Below are 20,914 nucleotides of genomic sequence, written 5' to 3'. Positions count from 1 at the left end.
ACGACAGTGACGCGCATGGAGCATCACCAGGTCGCGATGGAACGCCACCAAGTCGCGATCTATCTCGGGGCGATGGCCGTCGGAGGCCTGCTGGGACTGCTGGTGCCGGACATCGGCCCCGGGCTCGGGCACGCCATCAGCCCCGTCCTCGGCGCTCTGCTCCTCGTCACCTTTCTCCAGGTCCCGGCGGCAGAGCTGTTCCGCTCCCTGCGCGGCGGCCGGTTCCTCACCGCCGCGCTGGTGGTGAACTTCGTCGTCGTACCGCTGGTGGTCGCGGCGATGTTCGCCTTCCTGCCCGCCGACCGGGCCCTGCGGGTCGGGGTCCTGCTGGTGCTGCTGTGCCCGTGCGTCGACTACGTGATCGTCTTCACCGGACTGGCCGGCGGCGCCGGGCACCGCCTGCTGGCCGCCACCCCGCTGCTGCTGGTGGCACAGATGCTGCTGCTCCCGGGCTTGCTGTATCTGTTCATGGGCCCCGGCCTGGCGGACATCGTGGACGCCGGCCCGTTCATGGAGGCCTTCGTCGTGCTGATCGTCGTCCCGCTCACGCTCGCCTGGACCCTGCAGGCGTGGGCGGCCCGCCGCCCGGCCGGACGGCGGGCCGCCCACGCGGCGACCACCACGATGGTGCCGCTGATGGCCGCGACCTTGCTGACCGTGGTCGCCTCCCAGGTCCCCGAACTCGACGACAGCCTCACCGACGTCGTCGCCGTCATCCCCTTCTACGCGGCGTTCCTCGTGATCATGGCCTTCGCCGGGAAGGCCGTGGCCCGACTGTTCCGCCTCGACGTCCCGGCGGGCCGGGCGATCGTGTTCACCGGCGCGACCCGCAACTCCCTGGTCGTCCTGCCCCTGGCCCTGGCCCTTCCCGACCCCCTCGCGCTCGCCGCGGCCGTCGTGGTCACGCAGACCCTCGTCGAAGTCCTCGGCATGGTCACCTATGTCCGTCTCGTCCCCCGGCTGATGCCCGACCGGACGCCGGCCGAGGGACCAGCCCGGCTGCCGTAGCGTCTCCCGGCGTCGTGGCGGCTCCGGTGGGTCAGACCAGCGGCTCGACGGGTTCGATGGGTTCGATCTCCGGGAGTTCCGGCAGGGTCGGGAAGTCGGGGTACCCCGGATAGCCGCTCTCGCTCACGACGTAGGCGCAGTAGGTGTACGTGTATCCGGGATCGATGCTCATGCCGTCGGACTCGTTCGTCACGTCCTCCGCGTCCTCGTCGGCGTACTTGAGGAGGGTGTGGTAGTCGCCCTCGGGCAGGTTGAGGTAGGTGGTCGGGTAGTCGACACCGCTGTTCGAGCAGGCGGCGCTCTCGGCCTCCGACCTGCTGGAGTACTCGGTGCAGCCGGTGCACGCCGGGAGGGTGATGCTGCCGGTGACCGGGCCGGTGTAGAGCAACTCGACCGCGGTCGGGGCGTCGTTGGTGATCTCCATGGGCATCTTGGAGCCGCCCGGGGCGCGGGACGGCGGCAGCTTCCGGCCCGCCTCGGGCCGTTCCTCGGCGATCTCCGCGGCGATCGCGATCTGCCGGGCACGCTCGGCGTTCTCGCTGTCCTCGTAGGTGTCGGCGAAGTCGTTCAGGGTCTCGGCCGCCGCGCCGAACTCGTCGTCCTCGAACTGGTCCAGCCCGCACGCGTACGCACCGGCCTCCACCGCGTTCACGGCGTCCGTGCGCAGACCGTCACCCGGACTGCCCGCGGGCAGATCGACCATGGTCCGGCTGATGGCCCGCAACTCCTCCCCGGCCGGGCAGGGATCGTCGCCCTTCAGCGCCTTGGACTGCTTGTCGATCGCCGCGCCGACGGCCGGCTCGACCTTGGCGGCCTGCTCCGAGTCGGGGAATTCCCGCAGCAGTTCGGCCAGGGCACCGCCGTTCGCCTTCGCCTCGGCCACGGCGTCGGTGCCGAGGTTCGTGATGCCGCATTCGTAGAGCGACGTGGCCAGGGGCTTCTCGGGCCAGACGGTGAGGGAGCCGAGCCGCATCCCGCTCATCTTGTCGGGCAGCTGCCACAGATACCGCAGGGGTTCCAGGGCCTCGCAGTACTTCTTCTCGCGGTACGGCGCGGCGACCGTGTCGTAGAACCGTTCGAGACGGTCGGGGACGCGCTCGGCCGCCCGGCTGCCGGGGTGGTCGTCGGCGAGCGCGCGGTAGGCCTTGAGCGCCCGTGTGTAGTCCTCCTCGGCCTCGGCGAAGCCGTCCCGCCGCGAGGCGGCGGTGACCAGCCGGTCCGTCCGGGCGAGCCGGTCGAGCAGCATCCGCTGGTACGCCTCCTCCCGCGCCGCCTCGTACCCCACCGCCGCGCCGGCCGGCACGGCGAGCAGTACGAGCCCGAGCCCGGCGGCGACCGTCGACCGCCACGGCCACGCCAGCCGCGTACGACGCGCCCGCCACGCCCCGTGGATCGCGGCCAGAACCAGCACCAGGACGTACGTCCCCACCGCCGCGCCCGGCAGTCCGTCGGGGTCCGCGGGCAGCGCGGCCACCAGCAGCCAGCCGGTCGCGATCCAGCACAGGGCGGCCTGCGGCCAGCGCCGCAGCAGCACATAGCCGAGCCCGAGCCCACCGAGATTGAACAGCCCGGCCGCCACGGCCCGCCACACATCCACGGGCACGACGTCCTCGGGCACGACGTCCTCGGGCACGACGTTCACGGGCTCTTTGAGGCGAACGTCCGCTGACTCTCCCGTGCCAGGGACATCTGCCGACTCTTCCGCGCCACGGACATCCAGCGGCTCTTCGGGTCCACTCATACCGGGACTCACTCCCCCAACCACCACACGGACAGGACACCTTGTGTCATTACCGGTGCCCCATGGTCCGGTGGGCGGCCGGGGAGGGGTCCCGAATGCCGTGCCGCTTCCGGGAGTTGTCGATCGGCCGTCTCGTGCGAGGCCGAAGTGCCAGTATGTCTGCGGTAGTTGAACAATTGTGTCTAAGTTGTGCAGGTACCTGATCACCCTGTTCGAAGGAGGCCGCACGGCATGCCCGACCCCTCACACCACGACGAAGGTGCCGCACGTATCGACCGACTCCGGACGGACGTGTCCCATTCCGCCAGGATCTGGAACTACTGGCTGGGAGGAAAGGACCACTATCAGGTCGACGAGGAGGTCGGGGACCAGATCCTCTCGTTCGTGCCCGAGCTTCCCCGCTCGGCCGTCGCCGACCGCCGCTTCCTCGCCCGCGCCGTCCGCTTCCTGGCCTCGGACGCGGGCATACGCCAGTTCCTGGACATCGGCACCGGTCTGCCCACCGCGGACAACACCCATGAGGTCGCCCAGCGCGTCGACCCGTCCTGCCGGATCGTCTACGTCGACAACGACCCCATCGTCCTCGCCCACGCACACGCCCTCCTCACCAGCGCACCCGAGGGGCGGACCGACTACATCGAGGCCGACCTCCACGTACCCGACACCATCCTGGAGAAGGCCGCGGCCACCCTGGACTTCGAGCAGCCGATCGCGATCACCATGCTGGGCGTCCTCAACTTCGTCATGGACACCGAGCGGGCGGCCGCCATCGTGAAACGCCTCATGGACGCCGTACCGTCCGGCAGTTACCTCGTCATCTCCCACCCCACCACCGAGGTCGACGGCGAGGCGATGACCGCGGCGGTCGACTACTGGAACAGCCAGGGCTCCGCCCCGATGACCCTGCGCAGCCACACCGACCTCGCGCGCCTCTTCGCCGACGTCGAACTCCTGCCCCCGGGCCTCGTCTCCTGCTCCCGCTGGCGCCCCGAACCCACGGACGAGGACATCGACGTCACCCACTTCGGCGGTGTGGGAACGAAGCGTTGACGGCGGACCCCGGCCGGACCGACCGGCGCGGTCGGCCGGGGCCTCAGCGGCACGCGCCTCAGCGGCGGGCGTCTCAGCGGCGCGCGGCCGCGAGGCTGTCGGCGAGGTGGAGGAGGTCCGCGGCCAAGGGGGAGTCGGCGCTCCAGACCGCTTCGAAGGAGATCTGCACCTCGCGGCCCTCGTTCAGCAGCGGCCGGTGGGGTACGTCGGGTGAGGTGAGCTTGGAGCGGGGGACCATGGCCGAGCCCAGGCCCAGTCTGGTCCAGTCCTCCAGGCCCTGGTAGCTCGCGGCCTCTCCCGGATAGGTGTGCAGCGGCAGCTCGTTCGCCTGGAAGAGCTGAGTGGTGAAGGTCGTCAGGCCGCACGTGTCCGGAACCAGGATGAAGCGCTCCTTGCCGGCCTCGTGCAGTTCGAGCGGAGCCGCGTCCTCGGTCTCGGGGCTGACGACGACGATCGGTTCGACGTCGATGACCCGGTGCTCGAAGCGCGGCATCGCGGTGACCGCCGGGATCAGGATGATGTCCAGTTGACCGGCCTGCAGACACTCACGCAGGTCCCGCATGTGCGCCTCGCGCAGCACCAGGTCGCGGGGCACGGGCAGCTCCCGGACCATGCTGAACGCCCGCGCGACCAGATGCGAGCCGATCAGAGGGGAGACGCCGACGCGGATCTTCTGCTCACCGGGGTCGTTCAGCCGTCTGGCCTCCGCGCCGACGGCGTCCAGCGCGATCAGGGCGCGCTCGATCAGCGGAAGAATCCGGGCACCGAACGCCGTCTGGGTCACACCACGCGGCGACCGGTCGAACAGCCTGCCGCCGAGGCGCTCCTCCAGCTTGGCGATCCCGTTGGACAGAGCGGGCTGCGTCACCCCGTACGCACGCGCGGCAGCACTGAACGACCTGGTCTCGGCGACCGCCTGCGCATACCGCAGGCCTTCGATGTTGAGGCGGTCGGTCATAGCCATGCCTTATCGCTCCCTTCGCTGATGTCCCGTACCGGGCGTGTTTCCCTCTGCCTACGGTCGGGGCCCTGTCGCGTCAGCATAGCCAGCGGCTATATGGGCGTCGTGTCCGGAGCCCGTGCTTCCGCATCGTCGTGACACCGCCGCAAGCGAGTGACCCACCGGCACGGCCCACCCCGGCGGCGGGCTCACATGTTGATCATGTGGCCGGCCAGGCCGTGGACGGCTTCCTTGACGGCCTCGCTGAGGGTCGGGTGGGCGTGGACGTTACGGGCGACCTCGTGGACGGTGAGGTCCCACTGCTGGGCGAGGGTGAGTTCGGGGAGGAGTTCGGTGACGTCGGGGCCGATGAGGTGGCCGCCGATCAGTTCGCCGTACCTGGCGTCGCTGATGAGCTTGACGAAGCCGGTGGTGTCGCCGAGGCCGTGGGACTTGCCGTTGGCGGTGAAGGGGAACTTGGCGACCTTGACGTCGTGGCCGAGGTCGCGGGCCTGGGCCTCGGTGTAGCCGAAGCTGGCGATCTGCGGCTGGCAGAAGGTGGCGCGGGGGATCATCGCGTAGTCGAGTTCCATGGTCTCGGCGTCCGCGATCGTCTCGGCGGCGATGATGCCCATAGCCTCGGCGGCGTGGGCGAGCATCAGCTTCGCGGTGACGTCGCCGATGGCGTACAGGTGTGGGACGGAGGTGCGGCAGCGGCCGTCGACGTCGATCGCGCCGCGCTCGGTGACCGTCACGCCGGTGTTCTCCAGGCCGTAGCCGGTGACGTTCGGTGCGAAGCCGATGGCCTGGAGGACCTTGTCGGCCTCCAGGGTCTGCTGGGCGCCGTCCTTGCCGGTGACGGTGACGCGTACCCGGGGTCCGGTCTCGTCGATGGCGTCGACCCGGGTGGAGGTGAGGACGTCGATGCCCAGCTTGCGGTACCGGCGGGCGAGTTCGGCGGAGATCTCGGCGTCCTCCAGGGGTGCCATGCGGTCGAGGAACTCGACGATGGTGACCTTCACGCCGTAGTTGTGGAGCACGTAGGCGAATTCGATGCCGATGGCGCCGGCGCCCGCGATGACGATGGACTGCGGGAGGTCGTCGGCGAGGATCTGCTCCTCGAAGGTCACCACGCGGGCGCTGCGGCGGGTGCCGGGGAGCAGCTTGGGGGTGGCGCCGGTGGCGATGACGCAGTGGTCGAAGCCGATGGTGCGGGTGTCGCCGTCATAGCCGGTGACCTGGAGGGTGTGAGGGTCGAGGAAAGCGCCCCGGCCGTCGATCTCGGTGATCTTGTTCTTCTTCATCAGGTAGTGGACGCCCTTGACACGGCCGTCGGCGACCTTGCGGCTGCGGCGGAAGGCCTCGCCGTAGTCGAAGGAGACCTGGCCGTCGACCTTGATGCCGAAGGTCTTCGCCTCATGGGTGAAGAGGTGGGCGAGTTCGGCGTTGCGGAGCAGGGCCTTGGTGGGGATGCAGCCGACGTTCAGGCAGACGCCGCCCCAGTACTTCTCCTCGACGACCGCGACACGCTTGCCCAGCTGGGCGGCGCGGACGGCGGCCACATAGCCGCCGGGGCCGGCTCCGAGTACGACAACATCGAATCGCTCGTCCTGCTCGACCATGGGCCGTTCCCCTTCTCTCGGCTTTCCTCGGTCTTCTTCGGTTTCCACTGCCGTTCGATCCGAGTATGGGCGGGCCCTTGGCCCCTGTCGGGTCGGACACCGCCCCTCTGCCGGGCAATGGGTCGAGCCTCGGCGAGTCCACGGTGAGCCGATCCGAAGGCTACGCGTCCGGGGGCGATGTCGAGATCGACCTGCTGATGCCGCCGTCGGGTGTCTACGCGCCCATCGGTGAGGACCTGAGCGCCGGCTTCGCCCGCCACCTCGACGAACACGACGGCAAGCTCGGCGGTCACACGGCCGATCTCGCGCCGCCCGACGAGGGAGAGGGCCCGCAGACCGAAGTCCCCGCCGCCCAGAACAGCCTGTTCGTCGGACCGGCACTGCTCGCTGCGGGGTTCGTGTATGGGTCGGCGGTGCCCTGTGGGCCCAGCAGGCATATCGTCGCCCGCTCCGGCGTCGCGATCGTGCCCCCGGGGCCGCCGGGTGGTCGCCCCGCTCATGGTGGAGGAGAACCTGACCCTCGCGGCCAGGGCCTCCAAGGGCGGCCACGGCCCCTGGGCCAAGGAGCGCGTCCACGAGCTGATGCCCCGTCTCACCGAGCGGCGTGGCAACGCGGGCGGTCAACTCCCCGGCGGGGAACAGCAGATGCCGGCCATCGGCAGGGCCCTGCTGAGGAACCCGAGCCGGCTGCTGCTCCTGGACGAACCGTCGGACGGCCTCGCACCCGCCGTCGTCGACACCATCGCCGAGGTGCTGGAAGGGCTGCGCGGCGAGGGCATCGCCGTCGTGCTGGTGGAACAGGATCTGCGGCCGGCCTTCCGGCACGCCGACGAGGTGGCCGTGATGCGCAAGGGCCGCACCGCGCACGGCGGTTCCCCCGCCGACTTCCGTCAGGACCGCGAACGGGCCGAGGGCATCCTAGGGGTGGGCTGAAGACTCCACATTCCACAGAGCCCTTGATGTTCTACAGAGCCTTGACGTACATCCAACTAGCTGTAGAAGATTTCGCCATCGGAACCCGTGCAGGCGCGAGGAGGCGCTTCGTCATGGTGGTGGTGTCCTTCGACCGCAGTCCGGACGCGTACCGGCACTGGAAGCTCCGTACGGACGGGCCGGTCGCATGGCTGGAGATGGACGTCGACGAGCAGGGCGGCCTGGTCCCCGGATATGAGCTGAAGCTCAACTCCTACGACCTGGGCGTGGACATCGAGCTGTACGACGCGCTACAGCGGCTGCGGTTCGAGCACCCCGAGGTGCGCTCGGTGGTGGTGACCAGCGCCAATGAGAAGGTGTTCTGCGCCGGGGCCAACATCCGGATGCTGGCCGCCTCCCCGCACGAGTGGAAGGTGAACTTCTGCAAGTTCACCAACGAGACCCGCAACGGCATCGAGGACGCCTCGGAGCACTCCGGGATCACCTTCATCGCCGCGATCAACGGTTCCTGCGCGGGCGGCGGTTACGAGATCGCCCTGGCCTGCGACCGCATCCTGCTGATCGACGACAACTCCTCGGCGGTCGCCCTGCCCGAGGTGCCCCTGCTGGGCGTACTGCCCGGCACCGGCGGGCTGACCCGGGTCGTCGACAAGCGCCGGGTGCGCAAGGACCTGGCGGACCTCTTCGCCACCCGCAGCGACGGCATCAAGGGCAAGACGGCGGTGGACTGGCGGCTGGTCGACGAGGTCGTCCCGCGCCGGGACTTCCGTACGGTCGTCGAACAGCGCGCCCTGGAGGCCGCCCGCGAAAGCTCACGGCCCGCCGAGGCCCGGGGCATCCAACTGACCCCGCTGGAGCGGGAGATCACCGACACCGGCCTCGCCTACCGCCACGTACGCGCCGAGTACGACGCCCCGCTCGGCCTGGTCCGGATCACCGTACGGGGCCCGGAAGGGGAAGCCCCCGCCGACGCCGCCGCGCTCCACGCCCAGGGCGCCGACGGCTGGCTGCTCGCCCTCACCCGCGAACTCGACGACCTGATCCTGCGGTTGCGGACCAACGAGACCGAGCTGGGCACCTGGGTGCTGCGCACCGAGGGCGACCCCGATCCCGTACTGGCCCATGAGCGAGCCGTCCTCGCAGCCGCCACCGACGGCGACTGGCTGGCGAACGAGATCCTGCACTACTACAAGCGCACCCTGAAACGCCTCGACGTCACCAGCCGCAGCCTCGTCGCCCTGATCGAACCCGGCAGCTGCTTCGCCGGACTCCTGCTGGAGCTGGCCCTTGCCTGCGACCTGCAGTACATGCTGGACGGCCCGCCGATCGACGACCCCGACAGCGACGAGCGCGCCCGACTCACCCTCTCCGCCGCCAACTTCGGCCCGTTCCCCATGGGCAACGGCCTCACCCGCCTCCAGTCCCGCTTCTACCGGCAGGACGACCACCTCGACTGGCTGCGCCGGGAGCACGGACAGCCCCTCAGCGCCGCCCAGGCCCGTGAACTCGGCCTCGTCACCGACGCGCCCGACGACATCGACTGGGAGGACGAGGTCCGCATCGTGCTGGAGGGACGGGCCGCGCTCAGCCCGGACGCGCTCACCGGCATGGAGGCCAACCACCGGTTCGTCGGCCCGGAGACCATCGAGACCAAGATCTTCGGCCGGCTCACCGCCTGGCAGAACTGGATATTCACCCGCCCCAACGCATCCGGCCCGGAAGGCGCGTTGCGCCGCTACGGCACCGGGCGGAAGGCGGTCTACGACCGGAAGCGAGTGTGACCCGATGCCCACGAAGGTCGACTACGACTCCAGGATTCCCAACAACGTCGCCCTCGCCGACGACCGCCGCCTCCAACGTGCCCTGGAGGGCTGGCAGCCCAAGTTCCTCAACTGGTGGGGCGAGATGGGCCCCACTCTGGAGAACCAGGGCGTCTACCTGCGCACCGCCGTCTCCGTCGGACGGGACGGCTGGGCCCACTTCGGCCACGTCGACGTACCCGACTACCGCTGGGGCATCTTCCTCGCCGAGCCCACCCCCGACCGCCGGATCGCCTTCGGCGAGCACCAGGGTGACCCGGTCTGGCAGCAGGTCCCCGGCGAGTACCGCGCCGACCTGCAACGCCTGATCGTCGTCCAGGGCGACACCGAACCCGCCTCCGTCGAACAGCAGCGCCTGCTGGGCCTGACCGCACCGAGCCTGTATGACCTGCGCAACCTCTTCCAGGTGAACGTGGAGGAGGGGCGCCACTTGTGGGCCATGGTCTATCTCCTGCACGCCTACTTCGGCAGGGAGGGCCGCGAGGAGGCCGAGGCGCTGCTCCACCGCAACTCCGGCAGCCCCGACGCACCGCGCATCCTGGGCGCCTTCAACGAGGAGACCGCCGACTGGCTGGCCTTCTACATGTTCACGTACTTCACCGACCGGGACGGCAAGTACCAGCTCGGCTCGCTCAAGGAGTCCGCCTTCGACCCGCTGTCACGGACCTGCACCTTCATGCTGAAGGAAGAGGCCCACCACATGATGGTCGGCACCACCGGCGTCGACCGCGTGGTGACCCGCAGCGCCCAACTCGTCCGTGAGCACGACACGTTGGACATCGCGGCCTGCGGCGGCATCCCGCTGGAGATCATCCAGAAGTACATCAACTTCCACTACACCGTCTCCCTCGACCTGTTCGGCAGCGAGACCTCCACCAACGCGGCCAACTACTACACCGCCGGCCTCAAGGGCCGCTGGCAGGAGGAACGCCGCAAGGACGACCACCGCCTCACCGACGACAGCGCCTTCCTGGACAAGCCGGGGCAGGACGGCTGCTGGTCGCAGGACGAGGTCCCCGCCCTGCTCGCCCTCAACCTGGATCTGCGCGACGAGTACATCTCCGACTGCCGCAGCGGCGTCACTCGCTGGAACCGCATCCTGGACGAGCACGGCATCGACTTCCGCTTCCGGCTGCCGCACCCCGGCTTCAACCGCGACGTCGGCCTCGCCGCAGGTCACCACATCACCCCCGACGGCACCATCGTCGACGAGCGGACCTGGGAGGACTCCCGCAAGCACTGGCTGCCCACGGCTGAGGATCTGGCGTTCGTACGATCGCTGATGCGGCCGGTCTACGAGCGCGGCAAGATCGCCCACTGGGTGGCACCGCCGGTCAACGGCATCAACGGAAAACCGTTCGACTACCAGTACGTCCGACTGGTGTGAGGCGATCCGGATGACCGAGCTGTTCAACGCGGCCGACTGGCTGGTCGACCGGCATCTGAGAGAGGGCGCCGGCGAGCGCACGGCCGTCGTCACCCCCACCCGGACGCTCACCTACGGGGAACTGTCCGGCGAGGTCCGCCGGGTCGCGGCAGGACTGCGAGCCCTCGGCGTCCGTCCGGAGGAACGCGTACTGATGTGCATGGCGGACGACGTCGAACTCTTCACCGCCCTCCTAGCCGCCTTCCACATCGGCGCCGTCGCCGTCCCCGCCTCGACCATGCTCACCGGCGGTGAACTGGCCAAACTGGTCGCCGACTCACGCAGCCGCGTGGTGCTGGGCTCCGCCGCGTTCGGCCCCGTCCTGCGCACGGCACTGGCGGACACCCCGCAGGTCGAGCACGCCGTACTGACCGGCGACGACCCGACCGGACTGCCGGACCACGTCCGGGGCCACACCTGGCAGCGGCTGCTGGACGGTGGCGCCGGCACGGCCGACGGACCGTACCCGACCTGGCCGGACTCGCCCGCCCTGTGGCTCTACACCTCCGGCACCACGGGCACGCCCAAGGCCGCCATGCACCGGCACATCGACATCGAGACCGTCGCCGAGAACTACGGACGCCGCGTACTGGGCATCGGCCCCGACGACCGCTGTCTGTCCGTCGCCAAACTCTTCTTCGCGTACGGCATCGGCAACTCGCTGTTCTTCCCGCTGGCGGCGGGCGCCACGGCCCTGCTCGAACCCTCCAGACCGTCCCCCGCGCTGTTCGCCAAGCGGGCGTCCGGCGACCGGGCCACCGTCCTGTTCGGCGTACCCGGCTTCTACGGACCCCTGCTCGCCGCCCCCGACATCCCCGACGACGCCTTCGCGACCGTACGCGTCGGCGTCTCGGCCGGTGAAGCACTGCCCGCACGCATGTACGACGAGATGCTGCGGCGGTACGGCGTGGAGGTCCTCGACGGCATCGGCTCCACCGAGATGCTGCACATCTTCGTCTCCAACCGCTCGGGCCGCGTCCACCCGGGCTCCTCCGGCGAACCCGTCCCCGGATACGCGGTGGAACTGCGCGATACCGAGGGCCGGGTGGTGGAGGGCGTGGGCACGCCCGGCGAGCTGTACGTCCGCGGTGAGTCGGCGGCCACCGGCTACTGGTGCCGGGCCGAGACCACCCGCCAGGTCTTCCTCGGCGACTGGGTACGCACCGGCGACACCTACGTCCGCAACGCCGACGGCACCTACACCTGTATGGGCCGCACCAACGACCTGTTGAAGGCGGGCGGTATCTGGGTCGCCCCGGCGGAGGTCGAGGAGCGGCTGCTCGCCCATCCGGACGTGGCCGAGGTGGCGGTGGTGGGCGTCCCGGACGCGGACGGCCTGGACAAGCCCGTCGCCTGCGTGGTGCCGAGACCCGGCCGCGCAGTCGACCCCGACGCCCTCGTGGCCTGGTGCCGCGAGGGCCTCGCCGCCTTCAAACGCCCGCGCGGCGTGATCGGCCTGCCCGAGCTGCCACGCACCCCCACCGGCAAGATCCGCCGCAACGTCCTGCGCGCCATGGCCCGCGACGGTTCCTGGACGGAGCCACCGCCCGGCTGACAGCCATCCCGCCCACCCCAGCCCCAAGGAGGACACGCAGATCTGCGACATCGCCGGCTTCCCCGCCGTACGAGGACGGGAACTCGTCGACCGGCTCCTCGACCGGGCCGCCCCCTGCGGCCCCTTCACCCCGCGCCCGCTGCCGGTCGCCGCGCCCTACGAGGGGGCGGGGCCTACGCGGGCCGCGACGTGGTGATCGTCGGGGGCGGCGACAGCGCCTTCGACGGGGCACTCACCCTCACCCTGCGCCGGATCGCCGCCCGTGTGACCCTCGTCCACCGCCGCGCCACCTTCCGCGCGCACCCCGCCACCGTGGCGGGCGTACGGGCGGCGGCCCTGGAGATCGTGGGCCACTGCGAGCCCGTCCGCCCGGTGCCGGCGATCTCCCAGGACCGCAGGGTGGCACCGGAGTCGAAGGACTTCGTCGCCGACCACGAGCGGTTCTTCACCGAACCCCTGCCGGGCCGCGACCGGCCGCTCGGAGCGCCCGGGGGAGCCGGCGGGCTCGGACCCGTCGGCGCGGATACGGCACTCGTCGCCGGATACGACCGGAGCGGCCGAGCCCTGAGGGACCCGCGCGGCCGAGCCCCGAGGTGAGGCCCGGTGGCCGCCGACGGCGGGTACGGGGCCTCAGCCCGCGGCGTGCCCGTCCATCAGCTCCTCCCAGCGCCGTAGCGCCACCGGGGTCCACTCGGCGTGTCGGGCGTGGAAGAGGTCGGCCGCCTTCGCGCCGCTCCAGCCCGGGGGCAACAGCCTCGCCGGCAGACGCGGGTCCAGGAAGGGGAAGCGGCGCCACTCGTGGACCAGCATGGTCTGGGCGTGCAGCACGGCGTCGTCGTCGGCGGGGCGGAGCCCGGTGAACTCGTCGATGAACGCCTCGTAGCGCTCCTCCACCTCACTGAGGTCCCAGGCACGCGCCACCATGGCCGTCTCGCTGCCCACCGCGCCGTAGGCGGCGGTGAAGGACATCGCGCCGTCGGCGAGCCCGAGTTCCTTCAGGACGCCGAGCGCCTCCGTCTCGCGGTCGGTGTGAGGGGTGATCCACACGCCCGGTTCGGGGGAGCCGAAGCCGGCCCAGGTGAGCCGGGTGCGCACCTTGTGGCGCAGATCCCGCTTGGACTCCGGCACTGAGACCAGGACGACCAGCCACGTGTCGGCCCGTGCGCGGTCGCCGTTGCCGAAGTCGTAGATGCGCTGGGCGCCCTCGGTCAGCAGCCGGCGGCCCGGAGGGGTGAGCGCCCAGCGCACCCGGCGGCCCGCGCGCTCCGAGACGAGCCAGCCCTCCGCCGCGGTCCGGGCGAGCGCCTGGCGGGCCGACTTCTCCTCCACGCCGAACAGGGCCAGCGCCTCCACCAGCGCCGAGGTCCACACCGGGGTGTCCTTGGGCAGGACGTACTCACCGAGCATGGTCATCAGCAGCGACCGGGCGCTGACCTCACCGACCTCACGGCGTCGGCTCACCACCGGACGGGTGCCCGCCCCCGTGGCCCGGTCGGCGCGGCTCCTGCGGCCCGGCCCACGCGACGCGACTTCCACCATGGCCCCTCCGCCTCTCTCACCGCCGCCCGCCCGATGCCCCCCGCGACCTCGTGGGACACCGACGTCCTCAGCGTATCCGGCCTCCGGGACACGGAAATCCGAAGCCCTCCAACGTGACACATTATCTTCGCGTCGCGAAAAATCTCAGTAGAGCGTCACCTTGTCGCTTGTCGCTTGTCGCTCACGCGGCGGCCGGCTCCAGGCGGATGATCACGGCCTTCGACGTGGGGGTGTTGCTGATGTCCGCCACGCTGTCGAGGGGGACCAGGACATTGGTCTCCGGGTAGTAGGCGGCGGCCGAACCCGGGGGAGTGGAGTAGCCGACGACACGGAAGGCGTCGGCGCGGCGTTCCGTGCCGTCGGACCAGACGCTGACCAGGTCGACGAGATCGCCGTCCGCGAGGCCGAGTTCGGTGAGATCGGCCGGGTTGACGAGGACGACGCGCCGGCCGCCCTTGATGCCACGGTAACGGTCGTCCATCGCGTACGGGATGGTGTTCCACTGGTCGTGCGAGCGCAGGGTCTGCAGGACCAGATGGCCCTTCGCTGCCTGGAGCATCGTGAAGTCGTTGACGCTGAAGACGGCCTTGCCGCCGGCGGTGCGGAACACCCGGGAGTTGACGGGGTTGGGCAGCCGGAAGCCGCCCGGCCGCCGTACCCGCTCGTTGAAATCCTGGAAGCCCTCGACGACCCGGGAGATACGGTCGCGTACGAGGTCGTAGTCGGCCTCGAAGTCCGCCCAGGGGATGTCCGGTTCGGCGCCCAGCACCTTGCGGGCGAGGCGGGTGATGATGGACACCTCGCTCAGCAGATGCTCGGACGCGGGGTCGAGGCGTCCCCGGGTGGCGTGGACCTCGCTCATGGAGTCCTCGACCGTCATGAACTGCTCGCCGCCCGCCTGGATGTCACGGTCGCTGCGGCCGAGGGTGGGCAGGATCAGCGCCGTGCGTCCGCACACGGCGTGGGAGCGGTTGAGCTTGGTCGAGATGTGCGCGGTCAGACGGCAGTTGCGCAGCGCGGCCTCGGTGACGTCGCTGTCGGGGGTCGCGCGGACGAAGTTTCCCGCGACCCCGACGAAGACCTTGGCGTAGCCGTCGCGCATGGCCCGGATGGAGTCGACGGAGTCCAGCCCGTGGGCCGTCGGCGCGGTGAACGCGAACTCCCGGCCCAGCCGGTCGAGGAACGCCCGGGGCATCCGCTCCCAGATCCCCATCGTGCGGTCGCCCTGGACATTGCTGTGCCCGCGCACCGGACACACACCCGCTCCGGGCCGGCCGATGTTGCCGCGCAGCAGAAGGAAGTTGACGACCTCGCGGATGGTGGGCACGCCGTGCTTGTGCTGGGTCAGTCCCATGGCCCAGCAGACGATGACACTGCGGCTCTTGAGGACTCGCTCGTGCACCTGCTCGATCTCGTCGCGGCTCAGCCCGGTGGCGTCCAGCACGGCGTCCCACGAGGTGCCGCGGATGTGCTCGACGAAGGCGTCGTATCCGCTGGTGTGCGCCTCGATGAACGCGCGGTCCAGGACCGTGCCCGGCTCCTTGTCCTCCGCCTCGACCAGCAGCAGATTCAGCGCCTGGAACAGGGCGAGGTCCCCGCCGGGCCGTATCTGCAGGAACTGGTCGGCGATCTCCGTGCCACGGCCGATCACGCCACGTGCCTTCTGCGGGTGCTTGAAACGGAGCAGCCCCGCCTCGGGCAGCGGGTTGACGGCGACGACCTTGCCGCCCCGCCGCTTGGTCTCCTCCAGCGCCGAGAGCATACGGGGGTGGTTGGTGCCGGGGTTCTGGCCGACGACGAAGACGAGATCGGAGTCGTGGAGATCGTCGAGGCTGACGCTGCCCTTGCCGATGCCGAGGGTCTCGTTCAGTGCCGAACCACTGGACTCGTGGCACATGTTGGAGCAGTCCGGCAGATTGTTGGTGCCGAAGGCCCGCGCGAACAGCTGGAGCAGGAAGGCCGGTTCGTTGGCGAGCCGGCCGGAGGTGTAGAACAGCGCCTCGTTCGGGTCGTCCAGGGCGCGCAGTTCGTCGGCGAGGAGGTCCAGGGCCTCGTCCCAGCCGATCGGCTCGTAGTGGGTCGCGCCCTCGCGCAGCACCATCGGCTCGGTCAGCCGGCCCTGCTGGTTGAGCCAGTAGTCGGAGCGGCGGCTCAGCTCGTCCACGGAAGTCTGCCGGAAGAAGTCGGCGGTGACCCGCCGCGAGGTCGCCTCGTCGCTGATGTGCTTGGCGCCGTTCTCGCAGTACTCGTTACGATGCCGCTGCCCCGGCGCGGGCTCGGGCCAGGCGCACCCCGGGCAGTCGAAGCCCTTCGCCTGGTTGATGTTGAGCAGGGTCAGCGCGGTGCGCTTCGGCGAGGTCTGGCCCAGCGCGTACTTCAGGGCGTGGACGACAGCGGGGGCGCCGGTGGCCCAGGTCTTGGGAGCCGTCACCGACAACTCGCCCTCATCCGGCTCGTCGAAGTCCCGCACCGCGCACCACGCCCTCTCCGCTTGTGTCCACGCACACTCTTCGCCGACGCGTCGCCCCAGGTCAAAGCGGCAGTTCCTATCGACTGACAGGCCACGCCGATCAAGGCCGCACGCCGATCAGCCCCGCACGCCGATCAGCCCCGCACGCAGATCAGTGCCGCACGCCGATCAGCCCCGCGTCACGATCAGTGCCGCACGCCGATCGACGCGGCGTGCGAGGGCCCGCCCGGCCGGACCGCCGGACACGGTGGATCATTGACATGTGCTGCTGCGCCAACTCGAATACCTCGTCGCCCTCGCACGCGCCCGCCACTTCGCGAAGGCGGCCCAGGCCTGCTACGTCTCCCAGCCCACCCTTTCCGAGGGCATCCGGAAGCTGGAGGACGAACTCGGCATCCCCCTGGTGCAGCGGGGCCGCAGGTTCGAGGGCTTCACACCGGAGGGCGAACGCGTCGTGATGTGGGCGCGGCGCATCCTCGCGGACCGGGACGCGATGCGGGGCGAGATCCAGGCACTGCGGGCCGGGCTGAGCGGGCGGCTGCGCATCGGCACCGTCCCGACCGCCTCCACGGCCGTCGCGCTGCTGACCCAGCCGTTCTGCGCCGCCAACCCGCTCGCGACCGTCCAGGTCTTCGCCGACCTGCAGTCCGAGGACATCGTCAACCGGCTGCGGGCATACGAACTGGACGCCGCCGTCACCTACCACCGCACCGTCGTGGAACACGACTTCAAGCTCGTCCCCCTCTATCAGGAACGCTATGTCCTCCTGACCCGGCGCTCCGCCCCCCGCTCCGGCCCGGACGAGATCTCCTGGGAGGAGGCGGCCCAGTACCCGCTCTGTCTGCTGCACCCCGTGATGCAGGGTCGCCAGGTCCTCGACGCCGTCTTCGAGACCGTCGGCGTCTCCGTGACCCCGCGCGTCGAGACCGACTCGATCGCCTCCCTGTTCGCGCAGGTCAGGGCCGGACAATGGGCGAGCATCGTGCCGCACGCCTGGCTGCACGTCTTCGGCGTCCCCCTCGGAATGCACGCCGTCCCACTGGTCCGCCCCGTCCGCACGGAGCGCATCGCCCTGGTACTCCCGGCCCGCGAACCGGTCTCCATGATCGGGCAGGCCCTCCTGGACGTCGCCGACCGGGCCGACATCGCCTCGACGCTGGAACGGCTGCCCGACTGACCCGTCAACCCAGCCGGATCACCGAATACGTCTCCCCGATCCCGGGCGGCCGCGTCCAGGACCGGGTGGTGAACGTGTGCAGTCGCCCGCGCACGATCGCGTGACGCGGCAGCCGGACACCGAACTCCCCGGCCACCGCTTCCAACAGCGCCCGCTCCACCTCCCCGCCGACCTCCGGACCATCGAAGAACCGGGTCGGGTCCAGCGCCACCGGTATCTCCCCGCTCCGCCGCACCTCTCCGCCCGCGTACGTGAACGCGTACTCCTCGATGCCGTCCCGAGCCACCGAGAGGTGGAAGTACGGCTCCCCGTGCCATGACCTGAGGCCGCTCCACACCACCACCGCGCGGGTACCCGCCCCGGCGGCCGCGGCCAGGGAGACGAACCGCTCGCGGTTGAACGGGGCGGGATCGCCGTCGAAGGCGAAACTCCAGTCGGCGCCGGCCCGCCCGACCGCCACGAGAGCCCGGTCGTCGAAGGACGAGAACTCCCTCTTGCCGTCCAACGCCCTCTGCCGCGCCTCCCAGAAGGTCCGGGGTGCGCTCAGCACCGCCCCGTCCCCGTCCGCGAGGCGTCCGGGCAGCTCCTCCGGCTCCACGCCCTCCACCAGGACGAACCGGTAGGACGTGCGGTTGTTGCCCGGGTCCGGCTCCGCGAGCCACGCCAGGCCGTCCGGATCGAGCCGGGCCGTCGGCCCCGGCGCCACACCCGTCCGCCCGCCCCTCGGCACGGACAGCAGCTCCCGGCCCCGCTCCGGGGTCAGCAGCGGCCCGAGCACGGGATCGGCCAGCCACCCCAGCGGCGCCAGATGATCCGGGCCCAGTGGCTCCCACAGAGGCACGGCGTCCCTCAGCGTCCGCCATGCCTCGTCGGTGTCCCCCCACCGCGCCAGCTCCCGCGCCCGCTCGACCGCGCCCCCGAACTCCCCGGCCGCCGCGTACCGGTACGTGCCGTCACGCACCTGATCCAGCGTCGCGTACGCCAGGGACACCACCTCGTCGTCGGCGCCCCGCAGATGGAACGTCAGCGTGGAGTCGTCCCGGTACGAGTGCGCCGCGTGCTCGGCGACCAGCGGCGGCAGCAGATCCGGCGCGTACCGGGGGTCCGTCACCAGGTCCTTGAAATACACCATGGAGGTCTCCCCCAGCAGACGGCGTATCTGGTCACCCAGCCCGGCGGCCCGAGGCCTGTCGTACCCCTGGGCCTCCGCCAGCGCCGTCGCGGCCCGCTCCCAGCCGCCGCGCAGCGCCTCCAGCCGGGCCTGGTCCACCTGGGCGTCCAGCTCACGGGTCGTGTCGTTGACGAACTCCGGCTCCCCGTCGCCTCCGCGCGCCCGCAGGCTGTGGAACTCGCGGTACATCTCCCGCATGAACGCGACGAAGTTCGCGTGCCGCTCGGGAGGCGCGGCACGCCAGCTCGCCCAGGTGTACACGGCCCACTCGCCGTCCTCGCCGACGTCCTCGGGATCGAGCAGGACATGGGTGGCGTCGGCCTCCACGTCGAGTTGCAGCCCGCGCCGCCACAGGTCCACCTCCCGCCGCTCCTCGGGCCCGGCGTCCTCGTCCAGATACTCCTCGAAGATGTCCGCGAGTCCCGACCTGTTGTCGTGCCACTGCGCGTCCTCGGTCCCCGCCAGCAGCCACACGAACCCGCCCGCGTGCCGCCAGCCGTCGCTGACCTTGAGGAACTCCCGGTACGACAGAGGCATCCGGCGGCCGAGGCGCTCCTCCAGGGCCGCGATCCGCTCCTCGGACGCGGGCGGGAACCCCAGCCACCGCGCCTGCCGGGCGCGCTCGTCGTCCTCGCTCCGTGTCGCGTCGTCCGGCAGACAATCCGCCCACTCCCCGCTCCACTTGAGCAGGAAGGACCGCCAGTCGAATGGTGTGGTGTCCGTCATACGCCCGATACTGCCACCCACCACTGACAGCGCCCCGCCGCTCGCCGAGCCCCCAGCGCGCGGCTCCTCCCCGAGCGCTGCCGTCAGCTCTGGTGCGTGACGCTGACCTGGACCTTCATCGCGCCCTTGTTGTCCTGCGAGCAGGAACCGGCGGCGTCGTTCATGCCCAGTTGCAGGGTGCCGTCACCAGACGCCCGAAACGAGGTCTTCCGCTTGACGGAGTGGACGGGGAAGTTCTTCTCACCCACGAGGCGGGCCAGCAGCGTGCCGAACGGGGCCGCGGGCTTGACCTTGCAACTCTTCGCCCCGTCCAGCAACTTGTCGGTGGCGGCGTCGTAACCGGCGGGCCCGGTCGTGGGCATGTTCCGGTAGTCGGCCGTCCACTGGCCCGAGACATAGCGCACGGTCACCTTGTCGCCCCGCTGGACGGACACCCCGGCCATCGACTGCCAGCCGGTCGCCGACTGGACGGTCCAACTGGTCGTGGTCGTCGCCGGTTTCTCCTCGGGCGGCAGCGTCCCGGTGAGGAAGAGCCCGCCCACGACACCCGCAGCCAGGACCGCCGTACCGGCGAGTGCCCACACCAGCCGTCTCCCGCCCGCCGAAACGGCCGAGCGGGACGGCGGCCGGGCGGGCCCGAGCGACGTGGTGCGCCGCGCCGTCGGGTCGCTCCCCCCGGCAGCCACGAGCCGCCGCTGACCGCTGGTCATCGTGTCCGCCTCCGCCAACGGGGACGCGGGCCGGGGCACACGCACGGTCGCCGGCGGCAACGGCTCGGCGTCCGCCTCGCCCGCCGCGACACGCCCCAGCGCGGTACGGGTGGCGGCGGCCGAGGGGCGTTCGTCCGGCGACTTGCGCAGCAGCGCCTCGACAACGGGCAGGAGCGGGCCGAGCCGCTCCGCCAGGAACGGTTCCTCGTACGCCACCGCGTGCAGCGTCGCGGGCGCGCTCGGCCTGCGGAAGGGGGACAGACCGCCGCACACCGTGGCGAGGGTCGCGCCGAGCGACCACAGGTCGGAGGGCGTGCCGGTCTCCGCTCCGGTCACCCGCTCGGGCGCCATGAACTCCAGCGAGCCCACGAGTTCGCCGGTGGTGGTCAGGAACTCTCCGTCGTCCAGGGCCGCGATGCCGAAGTCGGTGAGGACGGCGTTGCCGTTGGGGCGCAGCAGTACGTTGGCGGGTTTGACGTCCCGATGCAGGGCGCCGGCCGCGTGCACGGCGTCCAGCGCGTCGACCAGTTGCAGTGCGAGGGCGGCGGTCCGCTGTGGGCTGAGCGGTCCGGACTCGGCGATCCGGTGGGCGAGTGAGGGCCCTTCGACGAGTTCCATGACGATCCACAACCGGTCCTCGGACTCGACCAGGTCATGCACCGCGACCACATGCGGATGCGGCACCCGGGCGACCGCGCGGGCCTCACGGACGGCGCGGCGCAGCCGGACGCGGTTCTCCTCGGCGCCCTCGGTGAGGATGTGCAGCTCCTTGGCGGCGACCGGCCGGTCCAGCAGCTGGTCGTGAGCCCGCCAGACCGTGCCCATGCCACCCTTGCCGAGGACGTCGTGGAGCCGATACCGGCCGGCGATCAGCCGTACCGAGCCGTATTCCGGGCCATGTCCCGAGTGGCGTTCCGAGCCGTGTCCCGAGCCGTGTCCCGAGCCTCCTTGCGAACGGCTCGCCACCGGGTGATCGCCATCTGCGGGTGTCACGCGCTCTCACGTTTCCTTCCCGACGGCCTGGGC

Annotated in this window: 15 protein-coding genes; 8 read left to right on the top strand and 7 right to left on the bottom strand. The window is 70.9% G+C overall.

From position 1 onward, the window contains the following. The first annotated feature begins 15 nt into the window (after positions 1 to 15). Positions 16 to 1,008, top strand: coding sequence for a bile acid:sodium symporter (locus ACWD4G_RS20890; protein ID WP_451295479.1), 993 nt, complete (start codon positions 16 to 18; stop codon positions 1,006 to 1,008). Positions 1,009 to 1,039: 31 nt separating this feature from the next. Here ACWD4G_RS20890 and ACWD4G_RS20885 read toward each other — a convergent pair whose 3' ends face one another. Further along, a complete protein-coding gene (locus ACWD4G_RS20885; RefSeq protein ID WP_451295477.1) occupies positions 1,040 to 2,650 on the bottom strand; it encodes a hypothetical protein in 1,611 nt (536 codons plus the stop codon). A gap of 330 nt (positions 2,651 to 2,980) precedes the next feature. On the opposite strand from ACWD4G_RS20885, the gene ACWD4G_RS20880 reads away from it, so the two are divergent. Next, entirely contained in the window at positions 2,981 to 3,799 is an 819-nt protein-coding gene (locus ACWD4G_RS20880) for an SAM-dependent methyltransferase (RefSeq protein ID WP_451295475.1), read from the top strand. Positions 3,800 to 3,872: 73 nt separating this feature from the next. Here the strand turns inward: ACWD4G_RS20880 and ACWD4G_RS20875 are convergent, their stop codons facing one another. Both ACWD4G_RS20875 and lpdA read right to left on the bottom strand, forming a co-directional pair. Continuing rightward, positions 3,873 to 4,763 (bottom strand): LysR family transcriptional regulator, encoded by an 891-nt coding sequence (locus tag ACWD4G_RS20875; protein WP_451295473.1) that lies wholly within the window; start codon positions 4,761 to 4,763, stop codon positions 3,873 to 3,875. 185 nt (positions 4,764 to 4,948) lie between these two features. Further along, the gene (gene lpdA / locus ACWD4G_RS20870; protein ID WP_451295471.1) at positions 4,949 to 6,361 is read right to left on the bottom strand and encodes a dihydrolipoyl dehydrogenase; all 1,413 of its coding nucleotides are present in this window, start codon (positions 6,359 to 6,361) and stop codon (positions 4,949 to 4,951) included. Positions 6,362 to 6,859: 498 nt separating this feature from the next. Here lpdA and ACWD4G_RS20865 point away from each other — a divergent pair, with 498 nt between their 5' ends. From ACWD4G_RS20865 to ACWD4G_RS20845, 5 genes are all read left to right on the top strand, one after another. Further along, the gene (locus tag ACWD4G_RS20865; protein ID WP_451295469.1) at positions 6,860 to 7,294 is read left to right on the top strand and encodes a hypothetical protein; all 435 of its coding nucleotides are present in this window, start codon (positions 6,860 to 6,862) and stop codon (positions 7,292 to 7,294) included. Positions 7,295 to 7,407: 113 nt separating this feature from the next. Next, on the top strand, positions 7,408 to 9,075 hold the full coding sequence (gene boxC / locus ACWD4G_RS20860; protein ID WP_451295467.1) for a 2,3-epoxybenzoyl-CoA dihydrolase: 1,668 nt from the start codon (positions 7,408 to 7,410) through the stop codon (positions 9,073 to 9,075). Between the two features lie 4 nt (positions 9,076 to 9,079). Continuing rightward, on the top strand, positions 9,080 to 10,501 hold the full coding sequence (boxB, locus tag ACWD4G_RS20855; protein WP_451295465.1) for a benzoyl-CoA 2,3-epoxidase subunit BoxB: 1,422 nt from the start codon (positions 9,080 to 9,082) through the stop codon (positions 10,499 to 10,501). Between the two features lie 10 nt (positions 10,502 to 10,511). Continuing rightward, positions 10,512 to 12,095 carry a benzoate-CoA ligase family protein gene (locus tag ACWD4G_RS20850; RefSeq protein WP_451295463.1) on the top strand — a complete coding sequence of 528 codons (1,584 nt, stop codon included), beginning with the start codon at positions 10,512 to 10,514 and terminating at the stop codon, positions 12,093 to 12,095. A gap of 189 nt (positions 12,096 to 12,284) precedes the next feature. Next, on the top strand, positions 12,285 to 12,692 hold the full coding sequence (locus ACWD4G_RS20845; RefSeq protein WP_451295461.1) for a hypothetical protein: 408 nt from the start codon (positions 12,285 to 12,287) through the stop codon (positions 12,690 to 12,692). A gap of 33 nt (positions 12,693 to 12,725) precedes the next feature. Here ACWD4G_RS20845 and ACWD4G_RS20840 read toward each other — a convergent pair whose 3' ends face one another. Beyond that, a complete protein-coding gene (locus ACWD4G_RS20840) occupies positions 12,726 to 13,634 on the bottom strand; it encodes a PaaX family transcriptional regulator (RefSeq protein WP_451295459.1) in 909 nt (302 codons plus the stop codon). 181 nt (positions 13,635 to 13,815) lie between these two features. Next, the gene (locus ACWD4G_RS20835) at positions 13,816 to 16,104 is read right to left on the bottom strand and encodes an FdhF/YdeP family oxidoreductase (RefSeq protein WP_451295457.1); all 2,289 of its coding nucleotides are present in this window, start codon (positions 16,102 to 16,104) and stop codon (positions 13,816 to 13,818) included. A 262-nt stretch (positions 16,105 to 16,366) separates the two neighbouring features. On the opposite strand from ACWD4G_RS20835, the gene ACWD4G_RS20830 reads away from it, so the two are divergent. Then, positions 16,367 to 17,281, top strand: a complete 915-nt coding sequence (locus ACWD4G_RS20830) for a LysR family transcriptional regulator (RefSeq protein WP_451295455.1) — start codon at positions 16,367 to 16,369, stop codon at positions 17,279 to 17,281. A gap of 4 nt (positions 17,282 to 17,285) precedes the next feature. On the opposite strand, the gene ACWD4G_RS20825 is transcribed toward ACWD4G_RS20830, so the two are convergent. Continuing rightward, positions 17,286 to 19,178, bottom strand: coding sequence for an SMI1/KNR4 family protein (locus tag ACWD4G_RS20825; RefSeq protein ID WP_451295453.1), 1,893 nt, complete (start codon positions 19,176 to 19,178; stop codon positions 17,286 to 17,288). An 83-nt stretch (positions 19,179 to 19,261) separates the two neighbouring features. Beyond that, positions 19,262 to 20,881: a protein kinase domain-containing protein gene (locus tag ACWD4G_RS20820; RefSeq protein WP_451295451.1), complete on the bottom strand. Its 1,620-nt coding sequence runs from the start codon at positions 20,879 to 20,881 to the stop codon at positions 19,262 to 19,264. Positions 20,882 to 20,914: the final 33 nt, after the last annotated feature.

It is taken from the genome of Streptomyces sp. NPDC002643 (assembly GCF_053592555.1).
This window is presented reverse-complemented; position numbering and strand designations above follow the sequence as displayed.